Here is a 25,273-nt window from a genome sequence, read left to right as displayed (position 1 = left end):
CGCCGAGGGACGAGGCGCGTATCGAGACCGGCTACGTGAACAGCGCGTTCATCTCGCCCCAGGTCTTCGGGGCGGCCAGTTCGTCATACGTGCCCGCGTCGAGGAGTTCGCGCGCGGCTCGCTCGATGTGGCCGAAGATCGCTCCGGCGAGGGAGGATCCTGCGGACACCCGGCGCGCCCCGGCCTTCTTCAGGTCCGCAACGGCCGGGGCACCGGGACCCGTGAGGATGTTGACGGGTGCATCGATCGCGGCGGTCAGCCGTTGCACGACATCGACGTCGGTCACACCGGGCACGAAGATGCCATTGGCGCCCGCCTCGAGGTATGCCGCGGCTCGCGCCACCGTGTCGTCGAAGTCGGCCGAGCCCAGGAGGTAGCTGTCGGTCCGGCCGTTGACGAACAGTTCCACTCCGGCGGCGTCGGCCGCCTCGCGCACGACCCGGACGCGATCGGCGGCCTCGTCCACCGGACGCAGTGCGCCGGCGAGCGCGTCCTCGATGTTCACGCCAACGGCGCCGGCCTCGATCACCAGGCGGGTGGTCTCGGCGAGATCCGCTGTGCTGTCACCGAATCCGCCTTCGATGTCGCACGAGACGGGGACGGTCGCGACCGCGCAGATCCGGCGCAAGTGGTCCAGCATGAGCTCGCGGTCGAGCATGTTCCCGTCCTGCGTGCCGAGCGACCAGGCGACCGCGGCACTCGACGTCGCCAGCGCCTTCGCCCCCGCGTGCTCGATGACAGCGGCCGACGCCGCGTCCCAGCAGTTCGGGAGCACGACGAGGTCGTCGTGCAGTGCGTGGAAGGTGGCGGCGCGTTCGGTCTGTGTCATGGGCTCCACGCTAGACATGTTCCGTCACGAAGACTGGCGAGTTTCCGACGTGGACGGTGGTCACGGATTGCCGCGACGCCCGTGGGTGCGCGGTGCGTCATACCCACCCTCGGGAGGGACCATCTCGCCGCGTATGCCGAGGAGTCGGACCGGTCGTTCGTCGGCGAGTTTGGTGTAGAGCGCGAACGCCGTGTCCGCGATCACCGCCGGGTCGTATGTCGGCTCCGGCAGCTTGCGGACCCGGGTGAAGGTGAAGAACGGCGCGAACCTGATCTTCAGATGCACCCGCTGGCACGGGCGCTCCTCCTGGCGCATGTCCTGCTCGACCAGTGTGGCGAGTTCGCCCAGGGCGGAACGGATCTCGTCCGGTGTCGTGAGGTCCTGCTGGTAGGTGGTCTCGTGCCCGTGGGCCCGCGCGACCCACGGCGTGTCGTCGACGACCGCGCTGCCGGCTCCGCGTCCGAGGCGACCGATGTGCGGACCGGTGTTGGGACCGAACTCGGCGGCGAGGGTCTCGTCGGCGGCGGCTGCCAGATCGCGCACATTCCGGATCCCGTGTGTTCCCAGTCGTTTCGAGGTCTGACTTCCGATGCCCCAGAGAGCCTGGACGGGTCGGTCACCCATCACGTCCAGCCAGTTGTCGCGGGTCAGTTGGAAGACGCCCCGCGGCTTGCCGAGGTCGGTGGCGACCTTCGCGCGTACCTTCGTGTCGCCGACACCGACGCTGCAGTGCAGTCCGGTCGCGTCGAGGACAGCAGCGCGGACTGCGTGCGCGGTGGCGATGGGATCGTCGGTGTCGACGCCGACGAAGGCCTCGTCCCAACCGAGCACTTCGACGACGGTGCCCGGGAAGTCTCGGAGCGCTTGCATCACTCGAGCCGAAACAGCTTCGTAGACAGGGAAGTCCACCGGTAGGAAGACGGCGTCCGGGCATCGTTTCACCGCGATCTTGAGCGCCATACCCGAACGGATGCCGAACTCGCGCGCCTCGTAGGACGCGGTCGAGACGACGGCCCGCTCGGTGGGGTCGCCGCGCCCGCCGACCACGACCGGCTTGCCGGCGAGTTCGGGATGACGCTGGATCTCGACGGCAGCAAGGAACTGATCCATGTCGACGTGCAGGACCCAGGACGTCATACCGCTCACCTCGCTCGGCGCAAGCCTGCCATGGTGCGGTGACCGTGGGCGGCCCTCCGGGCGATCAGCGTGTGCCGGCGACCTGGCGGGTGGTGACGTTGATGCGGTTGAAGAGATTGGTCGTGGCGACCCAGGCGACCAGCGCGGCAAGTGCCTTCTCGTCATACCGGTCGGCGACCTCGTCCCACACGGCGTCCGGAACCGGGTCGAGGCTGTCGGCGATCCGGGTCATGTGCTCGGCGAGCAGGAGCGCCGCGCGTTCGTCGTCGGTGAAGTAGGGCGCGTCGCGCCAGCCGGCGATCGAGATGAGTCGCTCGTCGCTCTCCCCCGCCTTCTTGGCGTTCTCCAGGCCGTATTGCAAACACCACGAGCAGCCGTTGATCTGGCTGACCCGCAGGTGCACCAGCTCGAGAGTCGAATCGGGCACGCCCTGGCCACGCACCGCCGCGGCGAGGGCGAGGATGCCCTTCGTCGCGGACGGGTCGAGCAGGCCGGCGGGGTTCGTCATACGCGGTTCCATGGGTGCTCCTTGTGCAGAGGGTGGTTGGTTCACCACACGAGACGTACGGCGCCGACGGAATGTGACATGCAGGCGAGAATCAATGCGCGAGCTGTTGATCGGCAGGCTCAATCAGCGGGACGCGTGATGTAGCGCCGGCCGGACGGGCTGGTCCAGGTGCAGACGCCCTGAGCCGTCATCGACACGGCCCAGCCGCCTTCGTGCTTCGCGCGGTGGTGGTGCCGGCAGAGACATTGCAGGTTGGCGGCGGTCGTCGTCCCGTCGGGCCAGCGCACGACGTGGTCGACGTCGTCGAGCCGTGCCGGTCGGATGCAGCCGGGGAATCGGCAGTGCTGATCACGGGTGACGACGAATCGTCGGAGCCGGGCGCCGGGACGGTAGGTGACGTCCGAAGTCTCCACTGTCGCACCGGTTCTCGCGTCGACCAGTGCGCGGGTCAGTCTGGTGCCCAGCCTCTGGCACAGCTCGGTCAACACCGCCGCGGGTATGATGCCGAGGCCCTCGACGAGGACGTCGCCGATGCGGAAACGCGGGGCGGTATGCGGAGAGTGTGTTGATGCGCGCGTTCGTTGGGCCGGGTGATCGTCTGTCGGGTGATTTCCGGGTGGGCGTTCCGGTGGTCGGTCCCTGTCGGGCCGCGCGTGCAGCTGATCGGTGTTCTCGGCACCGAGGACGACTCGGACCCGTGGCACGATGCGGCCGCCGGAGTTCGGGTCGAGAAGTGCTTCCACCGTGCACGGCCTGCGCTCCAGGAGCGACGTGGTCGGTGTGTCGAGCCGGATCAGCTCATCGAGGCTGTCGCGTGCGCTGCAGCGCAACAACTCCTCCACGTGCGCCTCGACGAGGGACGACGTTGACTCGTCCCTTTCATCAGACCGGAGTCCGGTCGCCCTGGCCGCCTCGACATGCTCGTCCACCGACCGAACGGGAACCTGGACCACGCACGTGGTGCTGATCGAAACGTTCCCAAGCAGCAGGTCGAGGAAGGCGTCGACCCGGCACTCGTCGAGGCTCTTGCCGGTGATCGTGTCCTGGTGGAGTTGCCTGGCCAACTCGTTGACGGCAGCCAGCACCCGCATGGCGTCCTCGGTGGGCAGGATCGCTTGCACGGTGCTCAGCCCGGGTTGGTGATGCGGGAATGCCTGGACGCAGATGGCCTCGGCGCGTTGCTTTCGGGCCGAAGCGGCGGCGTCGGCGGGCGACAGCTCGGCGAGCAGTCGCCGGGTGCGCCGCACCAGCTTGGTCGACGTCAGCGGCACAGGCTCGCCGGCATCGTCCGCGGGTGGCGAGTCGTCGCTCTGCGGCGCCGTTGCATCGTCGATCGCGGCGAGCAGCTCGGACTCGACCCTTCGGGCAACCCTGGGCGACGCCTCCCGCAGGGTCTCAGCGACGACATCGAGTTTGCGAGGGTCGAGCGTGCCGGCGGCAGTCAGCTCGAACAGCGTTGGCGTGCAACGAATCGCGTCGACGGCATCGCCGAGGCGGTTGGTGGTCTGCCGGTCGGACCACCCCAGCCGCGCGCCGATCTCCTGGGGCAACCATTCGTCGGCATACGTGCCGATCGCATGCCGGACCTCTCGTGGCGTCGCACCGGGCGACACGACCTCCTCGATCGCGGCAACCTGCGCGAGGCGCACGGACTGCGCCGCCCACGCGGTGTTCTGGACTCGCTGACAGGCCACGACCTGGTCGATCAGCTCGTCGCGCGAGACCTCAACCGTCCCTTCACGCACCCGGTCCGCGGCCTCTCGCAGGAGTGTCTGCGCGGTCGCCAACAGTGCGTCGACGGATGCCCGTGCGATGCTCTCACCGGGGATCAGCGACGACTGCTTGGACATACCCTGATCATACGCATGTTCGAATTCTCAAACAAGAGATAAATGCGGCAATCTTCAGATGTGACAACAGTTTTGAGCAATAGGTCATCTCATGCAGCACTGCCACAAACATATACGGGATGACCGACGGCACTCCCTCTGAAAGAGTGCTGCAATGCGTTCCTCGTGGCCGTTCGACGACTTCGCCGTCTCCGACTCGAACCTCACGCTGCGCCCGGTGCGTGATGCGGACATCGGCGACCTCGTGGCGATCTTTCCGGATGATTTCGACCTGGACCCGGCATACCCGCCACTGCCCGGGATGCCGCTCGCGGTCGACCGCGAGCGCCGGCTGGTGCAGAGCATCTGGCGACACCGCGGACTCTGGTCGATCGACGACTGGGTGCTCGACTTCGGCGTATGGCGAGGCGGCGAACCGCTCGGCATACAGACCTTGGAGGGCACGCGGTTCACCCAGCAGCGCACCGTCGACAGTGCGTCCTGGATCGCAAAACCCTTTCGCGGCAAGGGATTCGGCATCCAAGCTCGCGAGCTCGCCCTGGCCTTCGCGTTCGAGCAACTCGGCGCCGACAAGGCAATCACCTCAGCCCTCGTCACCAACCATGCGTCCCTCGGCGTCAGTCGGCACCTCGGCTACCGCGACGACGGAATCCGGTCACACGACACCGGGACCGAGACGATTGACCTGCAGCACCTCGTCCTGGGTCGATCCGATTGGTCGGCGCAACCACGAACGAGGCTGTCTGTCAGCGGTTTCGATCCGTGTCGACCGTTCTTCGGACTGGCCTGAGGGTGAGGTCGCGCACCGCGAGGGCGCCTCGTTGTCGAACATGAGTGCTACGTTCTGAGGAATGGGAATCAGACACGTTTCATTCCGCGCCGGAAAAGATCCCTTTGGCAACCCGGTGTGGATCCCTGCGTCAGTCGAAGACCGAGAGGAACGGGACGACGGCGAGTGGCTGTGCGTGCTGCCCGCGTTCGCCGGCTATGGCAGCGACCCGCAGTGGGTGCGAGCGGACGCAGTGCGGGACGACACACCGGACGCCGACGCGGACCCAGCGCCGGAAACCGCAGAACCGCCACGTCTCAGGATCGTTGACTGACGCGGCCCTCGCCCCGGGCGGTCTGACGCCACGAGTTGGGCATCATCGTCATCCGCTCAGCATGCACCAGGCGCTGCGAACCCTCGGGAACAAAACTCTCCCGCAAAGCCTTGAGCCGATAAGACTCAACTTTCGCAGCGACACGACCCGTCCACCGGCACCGGCCGACGAACCCGTTCGTGTCGCCATACGCCTCACGAGGAGAGCGATGACCCGAACAACCGAGCTGCCGGTGCTCTTTCTGCACGACCAGGTGGCACTGCCCGGCATGACCCTGCCCATCGAGCTCGACGACGAGGCGCGTGCCGCCGTCGATGCGGCGCGGGCTGCCGGCCTCGAACAACTACTGCTCGCGCCCCGCATCGACGACGCCTACCCGACCGTCGGAGCCGTCGCGACCATCGAACAGGTCGGCCGTATGCCGAGCGGCGAGCCGGCCGCAGTCCTGCGTGCCACCGACCGCGGCCGCATCGGACGCGGAGTCGCCGGCCCCGGGGCCGCGCTCTGGGTGGAGATCGAGATCGTCGAGCCCGGCGCGCCGACCGACCGCACCCCGGAGCTCGCCACCGACTACAAGCGACTGGTGGTCGCGTCCCTGAAACACCGCAACGCGTGGCAGGTCATCGACCACGTCGAGTCCACCACGGACCCGCACGCATTGGCCGACCTGGCCGGGTGGGCGTCATACCTCTCGGCGCAGCAGAGGGTGCAGCTGCTCGAGGAGACCGACGTCGACGCGCGCCTCGAAACCCTCATCGCGTGGACCGGCGATCACCTTGCCGAGCAAGAGGTTTCGGACAAGATCGCCAATGACGTCCGCGACGGCATGGACAAGAGCCAGCGAGAATTCCTGTTGCGCCAGCAGTTGGACGCCATTCGCAAGGAACTCGGCGAGAACGAGCCCGAGGGTGCCGACGACTACCGATCGCGTGTCGAGGCTGCCGACCTGCCGGACGAGGTTCGCGAGGCGGCGCTGCGTGAGGTGGGCAAACTGGAGCGCTCCAGCGACCAGAGCCCGGAGGGTGGCTGGATCCGCACCTGGCTCGACACTGTCCTCGAACTCCCCTGGAAACACAAGACATCCGACCGCACCGACATCACTGCCGCGCGCGAGGTGCTGGACGCCGACCACCATGGACTGGACGACGTGAAGGACCGCATCGTCGAATACCTCGCTGTCCGCGGCCGGCGTGCCGAACGCGGCCTGGAGGTCGTCGGTGGACGCGGCTCGGGTGCCGTGCTGGCGCTCGTCGGACCTCCCGGCGTCGGCAAGACCTCACTCGGAGAGAGCGTCGCGCGCGCTCTCGACCGGTCGTTCGTACGTGTCGCCCTCGGTGGGGTGCGTGACGAGGCGGAGATCCGCGGACACCGGCGCACGTATGTCGGTGCCCTCCCCGGCCGAATCGTCCGTGCCATCAAGGAATCCGGCTCGATGAACCCGGTCGTGCTGCTCGACGAGATCGACAAGGTCGGCTCGGACTTCCGCGGCGACCCGGCTGCCGCGCTGCTCGAAGTGCTGGACCCGGCGCAGAACCACACGTTCCGTGACCACTACCTCGAGCTGGATCTCGACCTGTCCGACGTGGTGTTCATCGCCACCGCGAACACGCTCGAGACGATCCCGAGCGCGCTGCTGGATCGCATGGAGCTGGTTGCCCTCGACGGTTACACCGAGGACGACAAGGTCGCTATCGCGTCCACCCACCTGCTGCCCCGTCAGCTCGAGCGTGCTGCCCTCACCGCGGACGACGTCACGATCGAGGAGTCCGCATTGCGTGAGATGGCAGGCAATTACACCCGGGAAGCCGGTGTCCGGCAGATGGAGAGGATGCTCGGCAAGATCCTGCGCAAGGTCGCTACCAACCTCGCGACCGACCAGGCCGAGGCACCCGTCCGGGTCACCACGGGCAATCTCGAGGACTACCTCGGTCGGCCACGCTTCACCCCCGAATCGGCCGAGCGCACGGCAGTCCCGGGGGTTGCCACGGGACTCGCCGTGACCGGCATGGGCGGTGACGTGCTGTTCATCGAAGCTGCCAAACCGGCCACCGCGACGTTGCCATCGGCCGCCGATGACGACACTCGGTCTCGATACACCTCCTCCGCTGCGCTCCCCCGGCACTCGACCAGCGTGCGCGACAGTGATCCCGGGCCACGCCTCACCCTCACCGGCCAGCTCGGCGACGTGATGAAGGAGAGCGCGCAGATCGCCCTGTCCTACCTGCGCGCTCACGGCGCGGAGCACGGGGTAGACGTGTCGTCGCTCACCGGCTCGATCCACCTGCACGTCCCCGCCGGGGCGACACCGAAGGACGGCCCGTCCGCCGGTGTCACCATGGTCACCGCGCTCGCCTCACTGGCGACCGGACGACCGGTCCGCAGCGACGTCGGTATGACGGGCGAGGTGACCCTGAACGGCCGCGTCCTGCCGATCGGTGGCGTGAAGCAGAAGCTGCTGGCGGCCCAGCGTGCAGGATTGACAACGGTGTTCATTCCGCAGCGGAACGAGCCCGACCTGGACGACGTGCCGGACGAGGTGAAATCTGCGCTCGACATACGCCCGGTCAGTGACGTCGCGGAGATCCTCGAGCTCGCGTTCGAGACGCCTGCCGTCGGCGACGCTCAGCTTCCGGTCGCGGGCTGACGCTGCCAGAACACCAGACGATTGCCGAACGGATCGGCGACCGTCATGGTGTCGCCCCACGGGTTGCCCTCGATGCCGGGTCGCGCGTTGCGATGTCTCTTGGCGAGCAGTGCCCCGTGATATCCGGCCAGGTCCGACTCGACGATCAGGACGCCTGATCCCGGTGTCGCGTCGCCGTGGTGCTCCGACAGATGGAGCACCGCGGCGCCGCGGCGCACAGCGGCGTAGACCGGCATGTCGTCCTCGTACTGGTGGTCCCACTCCCACTCGAAATCGAGGAAGTCGCAATAGAAGTCGCGGGCCAGCCGATGGTCGAAGACCCGCAAGATCGGGACGACCAGCTGTTCGTCCGAGGTCCGCGGCGTTGCCTGCTCCGCGGACCCACCGGCGGAGGCGGCGAAGGTGTTCCAGTCGCGGAAGCCCGCTGCGTGGGCAACGGCTTCCAGCACGCGCGAATGATTCGGTTGCTGGCCGCTCAACTCACGGGCGAGCTGCTTGGCCTCTTGGATGGTGATCACGAAATGCCTTCCGGCGCAGTGGTTCCCGGGTCCTGCGTTGCCGGCCCGCGCCTGAAAGGGTTCGGATCAGCGAATGATGTCGCCCGGTTGTTCACCATCGAGGCAGGAGGCAGGTCACCGGCAACCCGGGATCAGGATACTGCGGCGGCCTACGGTGGTCACTGTGAATGATCTGAGCATCTGGACCGCTCCCACGCCGGAACAGACCCGCGAGCTGCTGCGTGCCACCCGGACTGTCGCGGTCGTCGGCGTCTCGGACAAGCCGGACCGCCCGAGCCACGGCGTGGCGTCATACCTGATCGAGCACACGGACTACGAGGTGTGGCTGGTCAACCCGCGGCTGACGACCCTGTTCGACCGCACTGTGCATCCGAGTCTCGCGGAGCTGCCTGCCGCACCGGACCTCGTCGACGTCTTCCGACGCAGCACCGAGTTGCCCGGGATCACCGACGAGGCGATCGCTGCCGACGCCAAGTCGTTGTGGTTCCAGCTCGGCCTGTATGACGAAAAGGCAGCGCTCACAGGCATTTCGGCCGGACTCACAGTCGTGATGGATCGGTGTCTCAAGGTCGAGCACCAGGCGCTGATCGGCCCGACGCGCTGACCGCGGCATCCCGGCGCGGATCCATCAGGTCGATCGTCTGCAGGATCCAGAACGCGGCGAAGAGCGCGAGAATCCCCGCCTCCAGACCGAGCAGTGCGTAGTCCCAGGACCGGAGAACGGCGAACACCACTGCGACGACGCCCATCCCGATGAGCACCGCCCAATAGGCCCGGTCGAAGCGTGTCCGGCTCGACGTCGTCTCCCGGGCGATGACCCGCACGCCCCAGTCGGTGTTGAGTGCGACGACCCCGACGAACGGCAGGAAGGTGAAGACCGCCGCGAGGGTGTGTGCGTGCTCGGCGAACGACGCCCGGTCCACGGCCAGCCAGACCACGCCGACCAGCCACGCCAGTGCGACGGAGATCAATCCGATCGTGCTCCAGCGGGACACCCGCCGGCCGAGCCGTCGGCCCCGCCATACGAAGAAGAGCACCACGAGATAGCCGGCTGCGAGGACCGCCAGGAAGGTCGCCGCATTGTTCGTGATCGCAGCCTGATCCGGCCGGTGGCCGCGCTCCGGAGTCGGCACGAACGCGACCATCGGCGCGCTGATCCCGGCGAGGTTCAAACAGACGTTCTCCGCATCCGTGTAACCGCGCAAGGCCACGAGACACACACCGACGGAGGCGAGCGCCGCGATGAAGACCGGACCCGCCGGCGTGTAGTAGTAGCTGCTCATCGAGGTCTGCCAGCCGTGCCGGACGGTCTCGATCCCGAGCGACACGACGAGCGCCAGCAGCAGTGCGAGCAGGGCACTGCGGACGTAGCGATACGTCGTCACCGCCGGGTCCATGGTCATCTCAGATCCGGATGTGTCGTATGCCGACGGCCAGCCGCCGCAGCTGATAGCGCGCAGGTCGCATCCTCGGTTGCACGAGCGGTAGGCCGGCGTCGTGTGCGATCCACTCCACGACCTCGTCGATCGGCAGGTCATCGGTGGGCACATGCGTGGCGTAACGCTCCGTCGCCAAGGCACTCACACAGCGTTCGATGTTGCTCAACGCCCACGTGTCCTCGAGCCCGCGAATGGTCGACAGCCTTGACCGCAACCGCTTGTGCAGTGTCTCGGCCGAAGCCGAGAGGGCATAGTGCCGAACGTCGACACCGTGCTCGCGCAACCCGCCGACGATCTGATCAAAGTAGTCGTCGCGCACGATCGTCATCGGCACGATGACCGGTCCGGGTGCCGCACTCTCCGCCTGCTGCAGTGTGTCGACGACACCGGACCGCCACTGGGCAAGGTCCTGGAAGTCGCCCCGCTCGTGAGGGGGCAGCATCTTGTGCAGCGCGTAGCCGAGCACCTCGGGGTCGGCGACGTGCGCATCCGCAATCCGCCGGTGCAGCTCGTGCGCGGTCTGTGTCTTGCCCGCTCCGAAGGCGCCGTTGATCCAGATCAGCATGTACTCACTCCCAGCCGATCGGCAGTCGCTTGACGCCGCGCTGGAAGTTCGAGCGCAGCAGCGCCGGCTCGCCGGCGAGGTGTATGGCGCGCGTACGCGTCAGCACCTCCCGGAACAGGTGCGTCATCTGCACGCGGGCGAAGTGCGCACCGACACACACGTGCGGTCCGTGACCGAATACCCGGTGATTGTTGGGTTTTCGGTCGATCAGCAACTCGTCGGCTCGGTCGAACACGGCCGGGTCCCGGTTGGCGCCGAGATACGACACGACGACCTTGTCACCGGCGCGGATCGCGGTACCGCCGACCGATGTGTCACCGGTTGCGGTACGCCGGAAGGTCATCACCGGTGTCCACCAGCGCAGCAGCTCATCGACCGCTGTCGGGATGAGCGACGGATCGGCACGCAGCGCCTGCATCGCGTCCGGGCTCGACAACAACGCGATCATCGCGCCGGGCAGGCCGTTGCGCAGCGTCTCGTTGCCCGCGACAGCGAACAACCAGAACATGTTCTCGAACTCCTCGACCGACAACTGCCCGCCGTCCTCGGCCTGCTGCGCGAGCAGGATCGACATCACGTCGTCGCCGGGTTCGGCACGCTTCGCGTCACCGAGCAGGTGTGCGTAGCGATACAGGTCCGGCATACCGTCGCGCCCTCGCGGGTCCGGCATGTGCCCGTCCGCATCCGGTGACGGCCGCAGCGCGACGGCTTCCTGCGCGAGCGAAGTCCCTTGCCCCGCATCGAAACTCGCGGAGCCGGCGTAGTCGGCATCCAGGAATCCGATGACCCGGTTGGACCAGTCGAACATCAGCCCACGGTCCTCGGCCGGCACACCGAGGACATCGGCGAGGGTGAGCAACGGTAGGTCCGCCGCGACGTCCTTGGCGAAGTCGCACTCGTGCGGCCCGTCGAGCATGCGGTCCACGATTCCCTTGGCATGACCGGCGATTCGCTCCTCGAGCGCACGCACCGCTCGCGGCATGAACGACGCCGCGATCATCTTCCGCAACCGGGTGTGCTCCGGCGGATCCATGTTGAGCATCATCCGGCGCACGTAGTCCAGGTCCCTCGGCGTCTCCGGGTCGCGGATCTGGGTGCCCCCGAGCGCCGAGGAGAAGGTCGCCGGGTCGCGCACCACCTCGGTCACCGGCGCATGGTCGATCACCAGGTGATAGCCGGGGCCTTCCGGCAGGCCGGGCAGCGCAGGTTCCTCGACCCAATGCACCGGGCCGGTCGCCCGCAACTGCTCGATCAGCTCGAACGGGACGCCGTTCGTGTAGGTGTCCGGGTCGTGCAACGGAGCGGTCGGCAGCGGCGCCATACCGCTCAGACCAGCGCGTCGAGCGTGCGATTGAGGTCGATCATGAACTCATCCGGCGACTCGTACATCGGGTAGTGCCCGGCGTCGTCGATGACGTCCAGCTCCGCGCCCGGGAAGAACTGCAACCAGGTCGCCTCGCAGGTCTGCGGGCCGAGCGCCGCATCGCGAGCGCCGGCGATGATCCGCAGGGGCACATCGACGGCAGGCACTTCGGCGGCGAAGTCGGTCCTGGCCCACGCGGTCAGGTAGGCACCGAAGGCGTCCCGCCGGGAGTTGGCCACGGAGAAGCGCACCATCTGGTGCACCCACTCCTGCGGGTGCACGTCACCGGTCGTGAAACCGATGATCGCCGCACGGTTCTCGTCCTTCTCGGCGGCACCGTCGAACAGCACCCACGAGTCGTCGTCGAACGGCACGCCGGACGGCGGCACCGGTGACACCCCGACCAGCGCGGTGACGCGCTCCGGCGCATCGGCGAAGGTGCGCATCATCGCCGATCCGCCCATCGAGTGGCCGATCAATGCGTAACGTTCCCAGCCGAGTTCGTCGGCGAGCGCGCGTGCGTCGGCGCTGATCTCGGCGAGTGTGTAGTCGCCCGTCTCGTCCTTGCGACTGCCGTAGCCGCGATAGTCCAGGAACGCGACCGTGTAGCGCTCCCGGTCGAGGTGTTGCGGCAGATCACCCCATCCCTCGGCCGATCCGAACCAGCCGTGCAGCGCGATCACCCGGACGGGGCCGGAGCCCACGAGGACGTGTCCAACGGTCATGTTCGAACAATAATCTGTCGCGATCGCCCGATGGCCTCACTAGCGTCGGCGGTATGACGACCGGCTTCACCATCCGCCCGGCCCGACCCGACGACGCCGAAGCGGTCGCGTCGGTACGCCGAACCGTGTTCCCCTACCGCGTGCTGTCGGCCGAGATGATCCGGCACGCCATCACCGCGGAACGACCACGCGAGCAGTTCGTCGCGCTCGTCGCAGAACGGGACGGCAGCGTCGTCGGCTGGGGCAACGCCGGGCTGAACATCTGGACCAGCACGCCCGGGCAGGGCAAGGTGTCGATCCTGGTGCATCCCGACCACCGGCGGCTGGGCGTCGGCAGCGAACTGTCCGACCGCCTGCACCGACACCTCACCGAGGTCGGAGCGCTGCGCACCGACTCGTTCATCCAGCAGGACAGTCTCGGCTTCGCCACGAATCGCGGGTATGACGAGATCCGCCGGCTGCACTACTCCGGCGTCGACCTGGTCGAGCTCCCGGACCAGCCACCGACCCCGGACGGCGTCACCCTGCGCTCGTATGACGAACTCGATCCGCGCGCGGCATACACCGCCGAGATGCTCGCATCCGTCGACGAACCGACCGACACACCAACTGATTCGATCGAGTACGACGACTGGATCAAGAACTTCTGGAACGACCCGGCGATCGACAAGCGACTCAGCTTCGCGGCGCTCGTCGGCGACGAGGTCGCGTCGTTCACCATCTCCGAGACCGACGGCGATCGACTCTGGTCCTCCTTCAGCGGGACCGTTCCCGCACATCGCGGACGGGGGCTGTCGAAACTCGCCAAGGTGGCCGCGCTGCACCGAGCGGCGCAGGCCGGAGTGGCGTCGGCATACACCTCGAACGACGACCGGAACGGCCCGATGCTGGCGGTCAACGACTGGCTCGGCTACCGACGGACCGCGACCGAGATCGGCGCCGCCCGCACGCTCTGAGCCGGCGTCACCACCGGGCTGTCACGTTTCGGGGCGCGCCGTTCGTCATACCTTGGACAGAGCTGAGATTCCGAAGGAGCAACCATGGAACCGCGGATGAAGATCGCCAACGTCGTGCCGGAGGCGTACAAGCACGTCCTCGCGCTCGAGCAGTACGCCGCCGCCAACGTCGACCCCACGCTGTACGAACTGGTGAAGCTGCGCGCGTCGATGATCAACGGCTGCGGCTTCTGCATCGACATGCACAGCCACGACGCACTGCAGGCCGGCGAGACCCCGCAGCGGCTCTTCGAGCTCATGGCCTGGCGCGAGGTCGACTGCTACACCGACAAGGAGCGTGCCGCGCTCGCGCTGGTCGACCAGGTCACCCGGCTCGGCGAGGAAGGCGTGACCGACGACGTCTGGGACAACGTCACCGACGAGTTCAGTGAGGCCGAAGTCGCCAATCTGCTCGTCGCGATCGCCACCATCAATGTGTGGAACCGCGTCGCCATACCGACCCGAATGCAGCCGCCGAAGCGGTGACGTCCGCCGACTGCGCAGCCCGGACCACCGATCGTGCGGCGGTCTGGGCTGCCGCACGCGGTCGGATGCTCGCCCACGCCTACCGGATGCTGGGTTCCTGGCAGGACGCCGAGGACGTCACCCAGGAAGCCTGGCTGCGTATGGCGGCCGCCGCCGAGGTGCGCAGTCCGGATGCGTTCCTGACGACCACCGTGACCCGACTGGCGATCGACCGGCTGCGGCAACGGCAGCGTCGCCAGGAGGACTACATCGGGCCGTGGATCGCCGAACCGGTGGCGTCCGACCTGCTCCCCGAGGATGCCGCGATCGACCGGGACCTGTTGTCCCTGGCGGCGATCCAGCTGCTGGAGCGGCTCACTCCCCCGGAGCGGGCGACCTACGTCCTGCGCACCGGCTTCGCCTACTCGTTCCGCGACATCGGAGAGGTCATCGATCACACCGAGGCCGCGTGCCGCCAGTTGTACCGCCGGGCGACGGCCCGTCTCGGGGACGAGGCACGCTTCGACACCGACGCCTCGACGCACACCCGACTGCTCGACGCCCTGCTGGCGGCCGCACGACACGGCGCCCTGCGCGACCTGGAGACGCTGCTCGCCCACGATGCCGTGCTCTGGGCCGACGGCGGCGGCAAGGTCAGCTCCGCGCTCAAGCCGATCAACGGCCCGGCGAAGATCGCCCGCTTCCTCGTCGGGATCAGCCGCGCGACGGACCCGGTCCGCATCGTCGGCATCAACGGGCTGCCCGCCCTGGAGATCCACCCCGACGGGTTCACCCGGCTCATCAGTCTCCGGGTGCAGGACGGGCGGGTCGCGGAGCTGCTGCTGACCGGCAACCCGGACAAGCTCGGCGCGACCTGACCGCCACCCCGGCCCGGCATACCCGCACCGCCGGCGGAAACCTCCAGCCGACTCGAACTATAAGTCGCTGTTATGTTTTTCAACCCGGTGGTAATCAGTGGAACTGCGGCGCGTAGATTTGGTCACGGAGCCGATAGCAGGAGATTTCGTGAGCAACCTGAAACAGATCAACAGTGTCGTCGTGCGCTTTGCCGGAGACTCCGGCGACGGCATGCAGTTGACCGGTGACCGCTTCACCAGCGACTCGGCCGTGCTGGGCAACGACCTGTCCACGCTGCCGAACTTCCCGGCCGAGATCCGCGCGCCCCAGGGCACCCTGCCGGGCGTCTCGAGCTTCCAGGTGCACTTCGCCGACCACAGCGTGCTGACGCCCGGCGACGCGCCGGACGTCCTCGTCGCGATGAACCCCGCGGCACTCAAGGCCAACCTCGGAGACCTGCCGCGCGGGTCGACGATCATCGTCAACACCGATGAGTTCACCAAGCGAAACCTCGCCAAGGTCGGCTACACCACCAACCCGCTCGAGGACGACTCGCTCGAGGCGTGGCAGGTCCACCCCGTGCCGCTCACGTCGATCACCGTCGAGGCGCTGGCCGACTTCGACCTGGGTCGCAAGGACAAGGAACGCGCGAAGAACATGTTCGCGCTCGGCCTCCTCTCCTGGATGTACACCCGCACGCTCGACGGCACACGCGCCTTCCTGGCCACCAAGTTCGCCAAGCAGCCGGACATCCTGGAGGCGAATCTCGCCGCGCTCCGCGCCGGCCACGCGTATGGCGAGACCACCGAGGCGTTCTCCGTGCAATATGCGGTGGCACCGGCGCCGATGGAGGCCGGGACCTACCGGAACATCACCGGAAACGTCGCCACGGCATACGGCTTGACGACTGCGGCGCACCGCGCGAAGTTGCCGCTGGTGCTCGGCAGCTACCCGATCACGCCCGCTTCGGACCTGCTGCACAACCTGTCGCGACTGAAGCACTTCGGCGTCACGACCATCCAGGCCGAGGACGAGATCGCGGCCATCGGCGCCGCGCTGGGCGCATCGTTCGGCGGGTCGATCGGCGTGACCACCACCAGCGGACCGGGCCTGGCCCTGAAGTCCGAAACCATCGGCCTGGCAGTGTCTTTGGAGCTGCCGCTGATCATCATCGACGTGCAGCGCGGCGGTCCGTCCACGGGACTGCCCACCAAGACCGAGCAGGCCGACCTGCTGCAGGCCATGTTCGGGCGCAACGGCGAGTCACCCGTCGCGGTGATCGCCGCGAACTCGCCCGCCGACTGCTTCGACGCCGCCATCGAGGCGGTACGGATCGCAACCACCTACCGGACACCGGTCATCCTGCTCACCGACGGCTACCTCGCCAACGGTTCGCAGCCGTGGCGCCTGCCGACCAGCATCGACGAACTACCCTCCGTCGACGTCGAATTCGCGACCGAGCCGAATGCGACGGACGCCAAGGACCAGCCGGTGTTCCACCCCTACCTGCGAGACCCCGACACGCTCGCCCGCCCGTGGGCGATCCCGGGCACCCCCGGCTTGGAGCACCGGGTCGGCGGCATCGAGAAGGCCGACGGCACGGGCAACATCAGCTACGACCCGGCCAACCACGACCACATGGTCCGCACCCGGCAGGCCAAGATCGACGGCATCACCGTCCCGGATCTCGTGGTCGACGACCCCAGCGGCGACGCGGATCTCCTTGTCCTCGGCTGGGGTTCGACCTACGGCCCGATCGCCGCGGGTGCCCGATTGGCACGCGCGACCGGCGCGAAGGTCGCCCAGGTACACCTGCGCAACCTGGCACCGCTGCCGGCCAACCTCGGCGACGTACTGCGGTCCTACCGGCGGGTGGTGCTGCCCGAGATGAACCTCGGCCAGCTCGCCCTGCTGCTGCGCGGCAAGTACCTCGTCGACATACAGAGTCACACCGCAGTGCGCGGATTGCCTTTCACCGCAGCGGAGATCGCGGCGGTGATCGGCGAGCACCTCGACATCCTCGGCGAAGGGAGCGCGAAATGAGCACCATCGATCTCGGTATGCCGGGCGCCAGCGGCACCGCAGGCGTCCCGCTGCTGGCCGACGGCGAGAAGCAGACCAAGCGCGACTTCACGTCCGACCAGGAAGTCCGCTGGTGCCCCGGCTGCGGCGACTACATCATCCTCAACGCGGTGCAGAGTTTCCTGCCGGAGCTCGGATTGCGCAGGGAGAACATCGTTTTCGTGTCCGGCATCGGCTGCTCGAGCCGGTTCCCCTATTACCTCGACACCTACGGGATGCACTCGATCCACGGGCGCGCGCCGGCCATCGCGACCGGACTCGCGACGAGTCGCCCGGACCTGTCGGTCTGGGTGGTCACCGGTGACGGTGACGCCCTCTCCATCGGCGGCAACCACCTGATCCATGCCCTGCGCCGCAACGTCAACCTCAAGATCCTGCTCTTCAACAACAAGATCTACGGGCTGACCAAGGGGCAGTACTCCCCCACGTCCGACGTCGGTGCGGTCACCAAGTCGACTCCGGTCGGTTCGGTCGACCAGCCGTTCAACCCGGTGTCCCTGGCACTCGGCGCGGAGGCGACCTTCGTTGCGCGCACGATGGATTCGGACCGCGCGCACCTCACCGACGTGCTCCGTGCCGCCGCTCAGCACCGCGGCACCGCGCTGGTCGAGATCTACCAGAACTGCCCGATCTTCAACGACGGCGCGTTCGACATCCTCAAGGACGCCGACGAGGGCAAGGCCCGCATGCTGCGCCTGGTCGACGGCGAGCCGGTGCGCGCCGGCGAAGGTGACGCCACGCGGGTCGTCATACGCGACGATCGCGGCCGGCTGGCAACGGCTCTCGAGTCCGAGGCCGACCCGGCACGCGTCGTCATCCACGACGCACACGACGACGACCCGTCGACCGCCTTCGCGCTCTCCCGGCTCGACGGCGCGGACATGGCCAACGTGCCGATGGGCATCTTCCGCGACGTACAGCGCCCGACGTATGACGACGGCGTCCGTGCGCAGGTCACGGCGGCTTCGCCGGCCGGACCCGCCGGGGACGACGAACTGCTGGGCCTGCTGCACGGCAAGGACACCTGGACCGTCGGCGGCTGACCGCGGCGGTCAGCCGGCGGCGATGCGCTCCTGGTCCTCCCGGGTCGGGAACGCGTACCAACGCACCGCGAATTCACGTGTCTGCGTTGTCGGTTCGGCATGCAGCTGCGCGTAGCGCATCACCAGGTCGAGATATTCGTGGTCGAACCGGACGAGCTCACGCTCGGTGAGCAACATCCGGGACCGGCTGCCCTTGGTCCAGTCGGCCAGGACGGCATGCTGCGCTGCGGCCCACTCGAAGAGCTCCAACTCCTGCTGCAGCTTGGCGTCGTAGAACTCCTCGATCGTCTCCCGGTCGGCCGCGTCCAGCGAGTCGGACGCCGGGCGTTGCACCGAGATCGGGACGGCGATCCAGCGCCCACCCCGGCCCCGCCGCACGTGCCGGGAGCGCCGCAGCCCACGCAGCGTCTCGTCGACCACCGACGGGTCCAGCCCGGTCTCCACCGCTATCCGCTCGGCGGTCGCCGGACGGTCACCGAGCACGTCCAGCACCTGTGACGTGCTGGGTCGGCGCTGCAGCTGCACGTCCTCCGCGGTGAGGGTATGGCGCGCCATACCTCCCGAGAGCAGTTGCCGACCGGAGACGAAAAGCACTGCCGCCAGGGGGATCTCGATGAAGACCGCGGTGACGACACTGACCGCCACATCCGAGGAGCCCCAGTCGAGCACGATGTCGAACCACGCGTCGCACACCAGCAACGCGGCGGTCGCGGTCATCACCGAGGTCGCCATCGGGTGCCGCCGCCGGCCGAGCCAGAGCGCGGTCGCGAGCAACAGCAGCAGACCGATGTCGAAGCCCACCCAGGCGACGCGCCAGCCGTCGGCCTGGTGACTGGTGGGCAGGGTGTGCCCGAGGTAGGTCGTCCAGGGCAGCAGCACTGCCGCACACACCGCGAGCAGGACCAGTAAGAGGCGCCGGGTCATGGGTCAACGGTATGCCGTGGACGCGACAGCGGGGCTTCATGGTCGTGAAGGAGATGTCGCTGGTGCTTCACGGTGGGTGTGCGCCAGGGTGACAGAATGACAGCCGTGCGCACCATCTCGTCGAAGCTCTCCCCCAGGAGGCTCTCGACCGACGACGGCAGCGGCAACGGCGCGGCATACGGTTTCGCCGCCTACCTCATCTGGGGCGTCTTCCCGCTCTACTTCGACGCTCTCAAGCCCGCCGGTGCGTGGGAGGTCCTGTCGCACCGCATCGTGTGGACCCTGGTCGTCTGTCTCGTGGCGCTCGCCGCCACGCGCAACCTCGCCTTCCTGCGCCGCCTGGCCGGCAACCCGCGGCTGCTGTTGACGACGTCACTCGCCGGACTGTGCATCGCGATCAACTGGACCGTCTACATCCAGGCGGTGATCAGCGGGCACACGGTGGAGGCCGCGCTCGGCTACTTCCTCAATCCGCTCGTCACGGTCGGCCTCGGGGTGGTCGTGCTGCGCGAGCGGCTCCGGGTCCTGCAGTGGGTCGCCGTCGGAGTGGGTGCCCTGGCGTGTGTCTACCTCGCGATCGACTACGGCCGACCGCCGTGGATCTCGATCGTGCTCGCACTGTCCTTCGCCAGCTACGGCTTCATGAAGAAACGCATCGGCGGTTCACTCACCGCCATCGAAGGACTCACGGCCGAGAGCGCCGTTCTCACGCCCATCGCGATCGTCGTACTGGTCGTCGTCGGTATGACGGGCAACGCCACCTTCAGCGGACACGGCGCCGGGCACTCCATGCTGCTGCTCTGCGCCGGGCTGGTGACGGCTGTCCCGCTGCTGCTCTTCGCGGCCGCGGCCAGCAGGGTGCCGCTGGTGACGATCGGCATGCTGCAGTTCATCACCCCGATCCTGCAACTGCTCTGCGGCGTGCTGCTGCTCGACGAGCACATGCCCGTCGCGCGCTGGGTCGGCTTCGGCATCGTCTGGATCGCGTTGATCCTGTTGACGATCGACTCCTTGTCGGCCACCACCAAGGCGCGCCGGTTGGCTCGCGCCGCGGAGAACTGCGCGATCTGAACCGCACGCGGCACCGTCGGCGCGGCGGGCAGTCTCCGGTGGTCGTAACTCTCCCCAGGGGAAACTCCGGCACACACCGACGAATCCGTCAGACGCCGGCCTTCTCGTAGACCGGGATGAGCTCGTTGAACCGCGTGTCGAAAGCCGCTGCGGGACGCTGGTCGGACCAGCCGCCAGGATGCACCGGCTCACCGCTGGCGATCGTCGACGCGAGGTCCTCCAGGTGCGCCTGCCAGCCGGCGCAATAGAAGTGCAGTTTGTCGGCGGGCAGACCGCGTTCCTCCACGACCAGCCGCGTCTTCGGTCCCTCCGCCGTCAGCCAGAGCTCCGTTTCGCTGTCGCCGTCGAGATCCTCGCGCTGGTCGGGTGATTCGGGCACGGATGCGAGCAGCAGATGCCGCGGTGGCTCGCACTGCACGATGCGGGACGCTCCGGAGGCGGTGCTGGTGAACGTCGTGTGGATCGTCCCACCTTGGCGCAGATCGCCGTCGACCTGTGCGATCCATCGCGCCAGGCGTTCCGGTTTCGTGCACGCCTCCCACAGGTCCTCGATGTCGGTGTCGTAGACGTCCTCGACGCGGACGGCGCCGCGGGTGTCGTCCAGCTTTCGGGTCGTGGCAATGGTTTTCACGTGCGGGCCTTCTTCCCTCGGGCGATCTCGGTATGCAGCGCATCCAGCCGGTTCTGCCAGAGGGCTCGATAGTCCTCCAGCCAATCGTCAACGGGCACCAGCGCTTCCGGACGCAGCGCGTAGATGCGGCGTTGTGCGTCCTGGCGCACGTCGACCAACCCGGCTTCGCGCAACACCCGCAGGTGTCGCGAGACGCCGGGCCGGGCGATCGGCAAGGCGTCGGCCAGTTCGCCGGCAGTCGCCTCGTGATCGCGCAGGATCTCCAACACGGTGCGTCGGCTCGGATCGGCCAACGCCTGCAGCACTGCGTCCATGCCGTGAATGTATCGCTCTTGTTACGTACCCGCAAGGGTACTTAACTCATCCCAGGACGCGATCCAGGTAGGGGTTGCTGAAGACCCGCTGCGGATCCAGCCGGTCGCGCAGCGCCACGAAATCGTCGAACTTTGGGTAGCGAGAACGCAATTCGGCTGCACCGAGGTCGTGCATCTTGCCCCAGTGCGGGCGGGCACCGAGACCGTCGAGCATCGACCAGAACGCTTCGAAGTAACGGCGGTGATCGCGCGCGACATACTGATGTATGGCGATGTAGCCCGTCTCACGCTCGTACGCCGTCGACATCCACAGGTCGTCCGGCGCCGCGAAGCGGACCTCGACCGGGAACGTCACGACCTCGACCTTGCGGGCCAGCCAGGACCGCAACTCGCGCAGCACACCCGGCACGGCATCCCGAGGAACGGCGATCTCGGACTCACGGAAGACGACGTCCCGCTCGGAGGCGAAGACGCGATAGGACCAGTCGGTGAACTCCCGACGCGACAGTGCTCGCGCGGACACCTGGTTGACCGCGGGAATGATGCCGGGCGCGCGGGTGGCGGCCTTGTTGAGCACACCGAAGAGCTTGTTGGACAGCAGGTCGTCGTCCAGCCGGCTACGCCAGGCGGGCAGCGGAGCCCGCTCGGACTCGTCGGTCAGCCGAGTGTTGGTCTTGGTCAGCACTCGATCCGTGTGCGGGAACCAGTAGAACTCGAAATGGTCTGAGCCGTCTACGTGTTCGTCGATCCCGTCGAGGATCTCGTCGAGCGCGGCCGGCGCCTCGACCGCGTGCAACAGGAACTTCGGCACGCACTGGATCTCCAGTGCCGTGACGATCCCCAGCGCGCCGAGACTGAGAGCGACCGCGGGCAGCAGCTCGGGGTTCTGCTCGTCGGTCACCGTCAACAGCGAGCCGTCCGCCTGCACCATCTCGATGCCGGTCAGCTGCCCGGCCAGACCGGTGAATCCGGCTCCGGTCCCGTGGGTTCCGGTCGAGACCGCACCGGCGATGGTCTGCCGGTCGATGTCACCCAGGTTGGTCATCGCCAGGCCGCGGCGCTGCAGCTCCGGACCCAGCACGTGCAACGGCGTGCCCGCATGCACCCAGACCCGTCCGGTCGACTCATCGACCGAGCGGACCCCCGACAGCCGGTCCATCCGGATCAGCACGTCGGTCGGCTCCGCGATGCCGGTGAACGAGTGCCCGGCCCCGACCGCCTTCACCCGGCGCCCGGACAGGTTGGACTCCTCGCACAGCAGCTGCAGGTGCGGCACGTCCCGGACCAGGACCGTCTCCTCCGGTCGGCTGGTGACGGTGCCGGCCCAGTTGCTCCACTCAGCCAAAGTTCTGCCCTTCTCCGCGATAGGTCGGCATCCGGTCGACGATCGCGCCGTCACGCACCAGCACGATCTCGTTGAAGCGTTCACACATCTCGCCCGCCTTGGCGTGGCGGAACCACACCAGATCACCGAGCTGCAGACCACGAGCCCCCTTGCCGCGCACCGGAGTCTGCACCTCACCGGCACCCTCGGTGCGGATCAGCGACAGCCCCTTCGGATGCACCGGTCGCGGCGATCGAGTGGGTCCGGCGACGCCCGATGCGGCATACCCACCACTGAACGCAACCGCCACGTCCGGTCTCGGCTTGCGCACCACCGGAGTGGCGAAGTAGGCGGCCGGTCGCAGGTCCGTGTCGTCATACCCGTCGAACAGAGTGGGTGTGAAAAGCCCTGACCCTGCTGCGAGTTCGGTCACCGAACTGTCCCAGTCGGCGTGCAGGCTGCCGGTGCCGCCGGCGTTGACCAGCTCGAGCGTCGTGTGCTGCTCCACCGCCGCCCGCACCTCCTGACGACGTGCCCGCAGGTCATCGGCGGACTTCCGCTTCACCAGTCGTATGGCGGGACCGGTGTCCTGCATACCCGCGATCTGGGCGTCGTAGAACATCAGCCCGACGAGCCGCAACGATCCGAAACCTGCTGCCAATCGGGCGAATTCGCCCGCCTCTGCCGGAGTGTGCACGCTGGAACGGTGCACGCCGAGGTGCACCGGACCGAGATCGAGCGAGCTGTCGACGTCGAGGCAGACCCGCACCGGCGAGCCCTGCGCCGCACGATCCAGCAACTGCAGATGTTCGGGCAGATCCGCCATGAAGGTGACGCGTTCACGCAGTGCGGGATCGGCCGCGACCGCCGTGACGGTCGCGATGTCGACCGTCGGATAGGCGACGAGCACGTCCTGCACACCGTGCTCGGCCAGCCATCGTGCCTCGGCCGCGGAGTAGGCCAGCACGCCGTGATAGCCCGGTTCCGCGAGGATCTTCTCGATGAGTCCGCGCACCCGAATCGACTTGGACGCCAACCGGATCGGCAGATCACCGGCACGCGAACGCATCTCGGCGACATTGTGGTCGCACGCCGTCAGGTCGAGCACCGCGACGGGTGCACCCACGCCCTGCACCGCGTCCCAGACCGCTGCGCCGCGGTCGTTCCGCCGCCGAGGTATGCCGAGCCTCATGCCGACGCGCTTCCCTGGTCGAAGGCCGCCGCAAGCAACCGCGCGAAGGTGTCCATCACCGACTGAGCTTGCGTGTCGTCACTGGTCACGATCCAGGCGAGACTGACACCGTCCGTGACGGCGATGATCAACCGGGCCAGCACATCGGGCTCCACCGGCAGCTCTCGCCCGAGGTCCGCGGCGTATGCGCGCAGCGCGTCGAGCACGGCGCCATACGCACGGTCGAGCAGTTTGCGGGCGATCTTCCGGCTGTCCTCGTCACCACGCGAGAGGTGCGCGAGCAATTCGTAGATCAACAGCTGCCGGCGCCGGTCGCTGCCGATCTGCTCCCAGTAGGCACGGAACGCTGCCATCAGCGCCTGGTCGGTGGGCAGCGTCTCCAGCAGCGCCACGTCGATGGTCGGCTGTTCGATGCTGTCGGCGACCGCGCTGATCAGTGCGGCCTTGGAGCCGAAGCAGTAGTGCACGGTCCCGAGCGGGACGTCGGCCTCCTGGGCGATGCGGCGCACGGTCGCGGCGTCCAGCCCCTCGGCGACCGCGACCCGCACCGTCGCCTCGATCAGCTCGACCCGACGGTCCTCCGCAGAAAGACGTGCCATGCGCCAAGTCTAGCGAGGAACTTGGACGAGCGTCCACGAACGATGGTCTCGATACGGGCTCGTTCCTCGCCCTACTCGACCGACGTCGTTCAGACGGTGCGCGACGCGACCTGTCCGGGCAGTGCCCGCAGCACGGTGAGTGCGTCGCTGTCGCCCAAGGGCTCGAGCAGCGCGACCGCCTGCTCCGCAACGGCTGCGGTATGGCGCCGGGCCTGTTCCAGGGCCGGGTGCGACCGCATCAGCTCCAACGCCTCCGCGTGTTCGGCATCGTCGGTGAGCGGGTGCGACAGCAGGTCCTTCAGCCGGTCGTCCGCCGGATCCTTCGACGCCCGCACGTAGAGCACCGGCAGGGTCGTGACGCCTTCGCGCAGGTCGGTGCCGGGTGTCTTGCCCGACTCGTCCGACACGATGTCCAGCACGTCGTCGGACAGCTGGAAGACCATGCCGACATACTCGCCGTACTGCCGCAGCAGCTCGACCGTCTCCGCCGGGCACCCGCCGAACATCGCGCCGTAGCGTGCCGCGGTCGCGATCAGCGAGCCGGTCTTGTCCGCGAGCACACCGAGGTAGTGCTCCATCGGGTCGGCGTCCGCCGGCGCCTGCCGGTCGTCGCGGATCTGCCCGGCACACAACCGGACGAAGGTCTGCGCCTGGATCCGCGCCGCCTCGCTGCCGAGGCCGGCGACGATCTCCGACGCTCGCCCGAACAACAGGTCACCAACGATGATCGCGGTGATGTTGTCGTAGGTCGCGTTGACGCTCGCCTTGCCGTGCCGCCGCTCGGCGGCATCCATGACGTCGTCGTGGTAGAGCGAGGCGATGTGCGTCAGCTCGACCCCGACCGCCGCATCGACCACGGCGTCGTTGACGCCGGTGCCGAGCTCGGAGGTGAGCAGCGTCAGCAGCGGCCGGAACCGCTTGCCGCCGGTCAGCAGGTGCTGCGACGCACCTGCGATGAACTCGTCCTCGTGCTGCACCACGGCGGCGAGCCGTGCCTCGACGGCCGCCATACCGTCGCCGAGCCGGTCGGTCAGCGCTTCGCTGGCCGACGGCATCAACGTTGCGGTTTTACCCATGAACTACTTCTCCTTGGC

General features: G+C 67.9%; 25 protein-coding genes. 9 read left to right on the top strand and 16 right to left on the bottom strand.

The genetic code is table 11. The features are described 5' to 3' along the window. Positions 1-31: 31 nt before the first annotated feature. The 4 genes from ACZ50J_RS03370 to ACZ50J_RS03355 all read right to left on the bottom strand — a co-directional run bounded on the left by ACZ50J_RS03370 (position 32) and on the right by ACZ50J_RS03355 (position 4,324). On the bottom strand, positions 32-829 hold the full coding sequence (locus ACZ50J_RS03370) for an isocitrate lyase/PEP mutase family protein (RefSeq protein WP_464299876.1): 798 nt from the start codon (positions 827-829) through the stop codon (positions 32-34). A 60-nt stretch (positions 830-889) separates the two neighbouring features. After that, on the bottom strand, positions 890-1,966 hold the full coding sequence (locus ACZ50J_RS03365; RefSeq protein ID WP_464299875.1) for a DNA polymerase IV: 1,077 nt from the start codon (positions 1,964-1,966) through the stop codon (positions 890-892). A gap of 64 nt (positions 1,967-2,030) precedes the next feature. Beyond that, complete coding sequence (locus ACZ50J_RS03360) at positions 2,031-2,486, bottom strand: carboxymuconolactone decarboxylase family protein (protein ID WP_464299874.1); 456 nt, start codon at positions 2,484-2,486, stop codon at positions 2,031-2,033. Between the two features lie 107 nt (positions 2,487-2,593). Next, positions 2,594-4,324 carry an HNH endonuclease signature motif containing protein gene (locus ACZ50J_RS03355; RefSeq protein WP_464299873.1) on the bottom strand — a complete coding sequence of 577 codons (1,731 nt, stop codon included), beginning with the start codon at positions 4,322-4,324 and terminating at the stop codon, positions 2,594-2,596. Positions 4,325-4,478: 154 nt separating this feature from the next. Between ACZ50J_RS03355 and ACZ50J_RS03350 the strand changes: the two genes are divergently transcribed. Then, the gene (locus ACZ50J_RS03350; protein ID WP_464299872.1) at positions 4,479-5,114 is read left to right on the top strand and encodes a GNAT family N-acetyltransferase; all 636 of its coding nucleotides are present in this window, start codon (positions 4,479-4,481) and stop codon (positions 5,112-5,114) included. 521 nt (positions 5,115-5,635) lie between these two features. Next, the gene (gene lon / locus ACZ50J_RS03345) at positions 5,636-8,071 is read left to right on the top strand and encodes an endopeptidase La (protein WP_464299871.1); all 2,436 of its coding nucleotides are present in this window, start codon (positions 5,636-5,638) and stop codon (positions 8,069-8,071) included. Here lon and ACZ50J_RS03340 read toward each other — a convergent pair. Further along, entirely contained in the window at positions 8,050-8,589 is a 540-nt protein-coding gene (locus tag ACZ50J_RS03340; RefSeq protein WP_464299870.1) for a glyoxalase superfamily protein, read from the bottom strand. The two genes, lon and ACZ50J_RS03340, sit on opposite strands and share 22 nt — an antisense overlap. Positions 8,590-8,752: 163 nt before the next feature. Between ACZ50J_RS03340 and ACZ50J_RS03335 the strand changes: the two genes are divergently transcribed. Next, a complete protein-coding gene (locus ACZ50J_RS03335; protein ID WP_464299869.1) occupies positions 8,753-9,193 on the top strand; it encodes a CoA-binding protein in 441 nt (146 codons plus the stop codon). Here ACZ50J_RS03335 and ACZ50J_RS03330 read toward each other — a convergent pair. Genes ACZ50J_RS03330 through ACZ50J_RS03315 form a run of 4 tightly spaced genes read right to left on the bottom strand, consistent with a single transcriptional unit; the run spans position 9,153 to position 12,681 of the window. Next, positions 9,153-9,992 (bottom strand): hypothetical protein, encoded by an 840-nt coding sequence (locus ACZ50J_RS03330; protein WP_464299868.1) that lies wholly within the window; start codon positions 9,990-9,992, stop codon positions 9,153-9,155. The two genes, ACZ50J_RS03335 and ACZ50J_RS03330, sit on opposite strands and share 41 nt — an antisense overlap. Before the next feature lies 1 nt (position 9,993). Then, the gene (locus ACZ50J_RS03325) at positions 9,994-10,593 is read right to left on the bottom strand and encodes an AAA family ATPase (RefSeq protein WP_464299867.1); all 600 of its coding nucleotides are present in this window, start codon (positions 10,591-10,593) and stop codon (positions 9,994-9,996) included. 4 nt (positions 10,594-10,597) lie between these two features. Next, complete coding sequence (locus tag ACZ50J_RS03320) at positions 10,598-11,914, bottom strand: cytochrome P450 (protein ID WP_464299866.1); 1,317 nt, start codon at positions 11,912-11,914, stop codon at positions 10,598-10,600. A gap of 5 nt (positions 11,915-11,919) precedes the next feature. Then, positions 11,920-12,681, bottom strand: a complete 762-nt coding sequence (locus tag ACZ50J_RS03315) for an alpha/beta fold hydrolase (protein ID WP_464299865.1) — start codon at positions 12,679-12,681, stop codon at positions 11,920-11,922. Between the two features lie 53 nt (positions 12,682-12,734). Here ACZ50J_RS03315 and ACZ50J_RS03310 point away from each other — a divergent pair, with 53 nt between their 5' ends. The 5 genes from ACZ50J_RS03310 to ACZ50J_RS03290 all read left to right on the top strand — a co-directional run bounded on the left by ACZ50J_RS03310 (position 12,735) and on the right by ACZ50J_RS03290 (position 18,124). Next, positions 12,735-13,637: a GNAT family N-acetyltransferase gene (locus tag ACZ50J_RS03310; protein WP_464299864.1), complete on the top strand. Its 903-nt coding sequence runs from the start codon at positions 12,735-12,737 to the stop codon at positions 13,635-13,637. An 84-nt stretch (positions 13,638-13,721) separates the two neighbouring features. Then, the gene (locus ACZ50J_RS03305) at positions 13,722-14,162 is read left to right on the top strand and encodes a carboxymuconolactone decarboxylase family protein (protein ID WP_464299863.1); all 441 of its coding nucleotides are present in this window, start codon (positions 13,722-13,724) and stop codon (positions 14,160-14,162) included. Beyond that, the gene (locus ACZ50J_RS03300) at positions 14,114-15,019 is read left to right on the top strand and encodes a sigma-70 family RNA polymerase sigma factor (RefSeq protein ID WP_464299862.1); all 906 of its coding nucleotides are present in this window, start codon (positions 14,114-14,116) and stop codon (positions 15,017-15,019) included. Before ACZ50J_RS03305 ends, ACZ50J_RS03300 begins: the two co-directional genes overlap by 49 nt. 148 nt (positions 15,020-15,167) lie before the next feature. Then, complete coding sequence (locus tag ACZ50J_RS03295) at positions 15,168-17,042, top strand: 2-oxoacid:acceptor oxidoreductase subunit alpha (RefSeq protein WP_464299861.1); 1,875 nt, start codon at positions 15,168-15,170, stop codon at positions 17,040-17,042. Continuing rightward, positions 17,039-18,124: a 2-oxoacid:ferredoxin oxidoreductase subunit beta gene (locus ACZ50J_RS03290; protein WP_464299860.1), complete on the top strand. Its 1,086-nt coding sequence runs from the start codon at positions 17,039-17,041 to the stop codon at positions 18,122-18,124. The genes ACZ50J_RS03295 and ACZ50J_RS03290 overlap by 4 nt, the downstream gene beginning before the upstream one ends. A 9-nt stretch (positions 18,125-18,133) precedes the next feature. On the opposite strand, the gene ACZ50J_RS03285 is transcribed toward ACZ50J_RS03290, so the two are convergent. Then, positions 18,134-19,048: a hypothetical protein gene (locus ACZ50J_RS03285; protein ID WP_464299859.1), complete on the bottom strand. Its 915-nt coding sequence runs from the start codon at positions 19,046-19,048 to the stop codon at positions 18,134-18,136. 96 nt (positions 19,049-19,144) lie between these two features. Here ACZ50J_RS03285 and rarD point away from each other — a divergent pair, with 96 nt between their 5' ends. After that, positions 19,145-20,119 carry an EamA family transporter RarD gene (rarD, locus tag ACZ50J_RS03280; RefSeq protein ID WP_464299858.1) on the top strand — a complete coding sequence of 325 codons (975 nt, stop codon included), beginning with the start codon at positions 19,145-19,147 and terminating at the stop codon, positions 20,117-20,119. Between the two features lie 88 nt (positions 20,120-20,207). Here rarD and ACZ50J_RS03275 read toward each other — a convergent pair whose 3' ends face one another. From ACZ50J_RS03275 to ACZ50J_RS03250, 6 genes are all read right to left on the bottom strand, one after another. Next, a complete protein-coding gene (locus ACZ50J_RS03275; RefSeq protein ID WP_464299857.1) occupies positions 20,208-20,750 on the bottom strand; it encodes an SRPBCC domain-containing protein in 543 nt (180 codons plus the stop codon). After that, positions 20,747-21,064, bottom strand: a complete 318-nt coding sequence (locus ACZ50J_RS03270) for an ArsR/SmtB family transcription factor (protein WP_464299856.1) — start codon at positions 21,062-21,064, stop codon at positions 20,747-20,749. The genes ACZ50J_RS03275 and ACZ50J_RS03270 overlap by 4 nt, the downstream gene beginning before the upstream one ends. 46 nt (positions 21,065-21,110) lie before the next feature. After that, on the bottom strand, positions 21,111-22,409 hold the full coding sequence (locus ACZ50J_RS03265) for a D-arabinono-1,4-lactone oxidase (RefSeq protein WP_464299855.1): 1,299 nt from the start codon (positions 22,407-22,409) through the stop codon (positions 21,111-21,113). After that, positions 22,402-23,580, bottom strand: coding sequence for an alanine racemase (locus tag ACZ50J_RS03260; protein ID WP_464299854.1), 1,179 nt, complete (start codon positions 23,578-23,580; stop codon positions 22,402-22,404). The genes ACZ50J_RS03265 and ACZ50J_RS03260 overlap by 8 nt, the downstream gene beginning before the upstream one ends. Continuing rightward, on the bottom strand, positions 23,577-24,179 hold the full coding sequence (locus ACZ50J_RS03255) for a TetR/AcrR family transcriptional regulator (RefSeq protein WP_464299853.1): 603 nt from the start codon (positions 24,177-24,179) through the stop codon (positions 23,577-23,579). The genes ACZ50J_RS03260 and ACZ50J_RS03255 overlap by 4 nt, the downstream gene beginning before the upstream one ends. A gap of 89 nt (positions 24,180-24,268) precedes the next feature. Then, complete coding sequence (locus ACZ50J_RS03250) at positions 24,269-25,255, bottom strand: polyprenyl synthetase family protein (protein WP_464299852.1); 987 nt, start codon at positions 25,253-25,255, stop codon at positions 24,269-24,271. Positions 25,256-25,273: the final 18 nt, after the last annotated feature.

Source organism: Flexivirga sp. G2 (assembly GCF_055397625.1).
The sequence above is the reverse complement of the archived record's forward strand: the minus strand, read 5'-3'. Positions and strand labels throughout refer to the sequence as shown.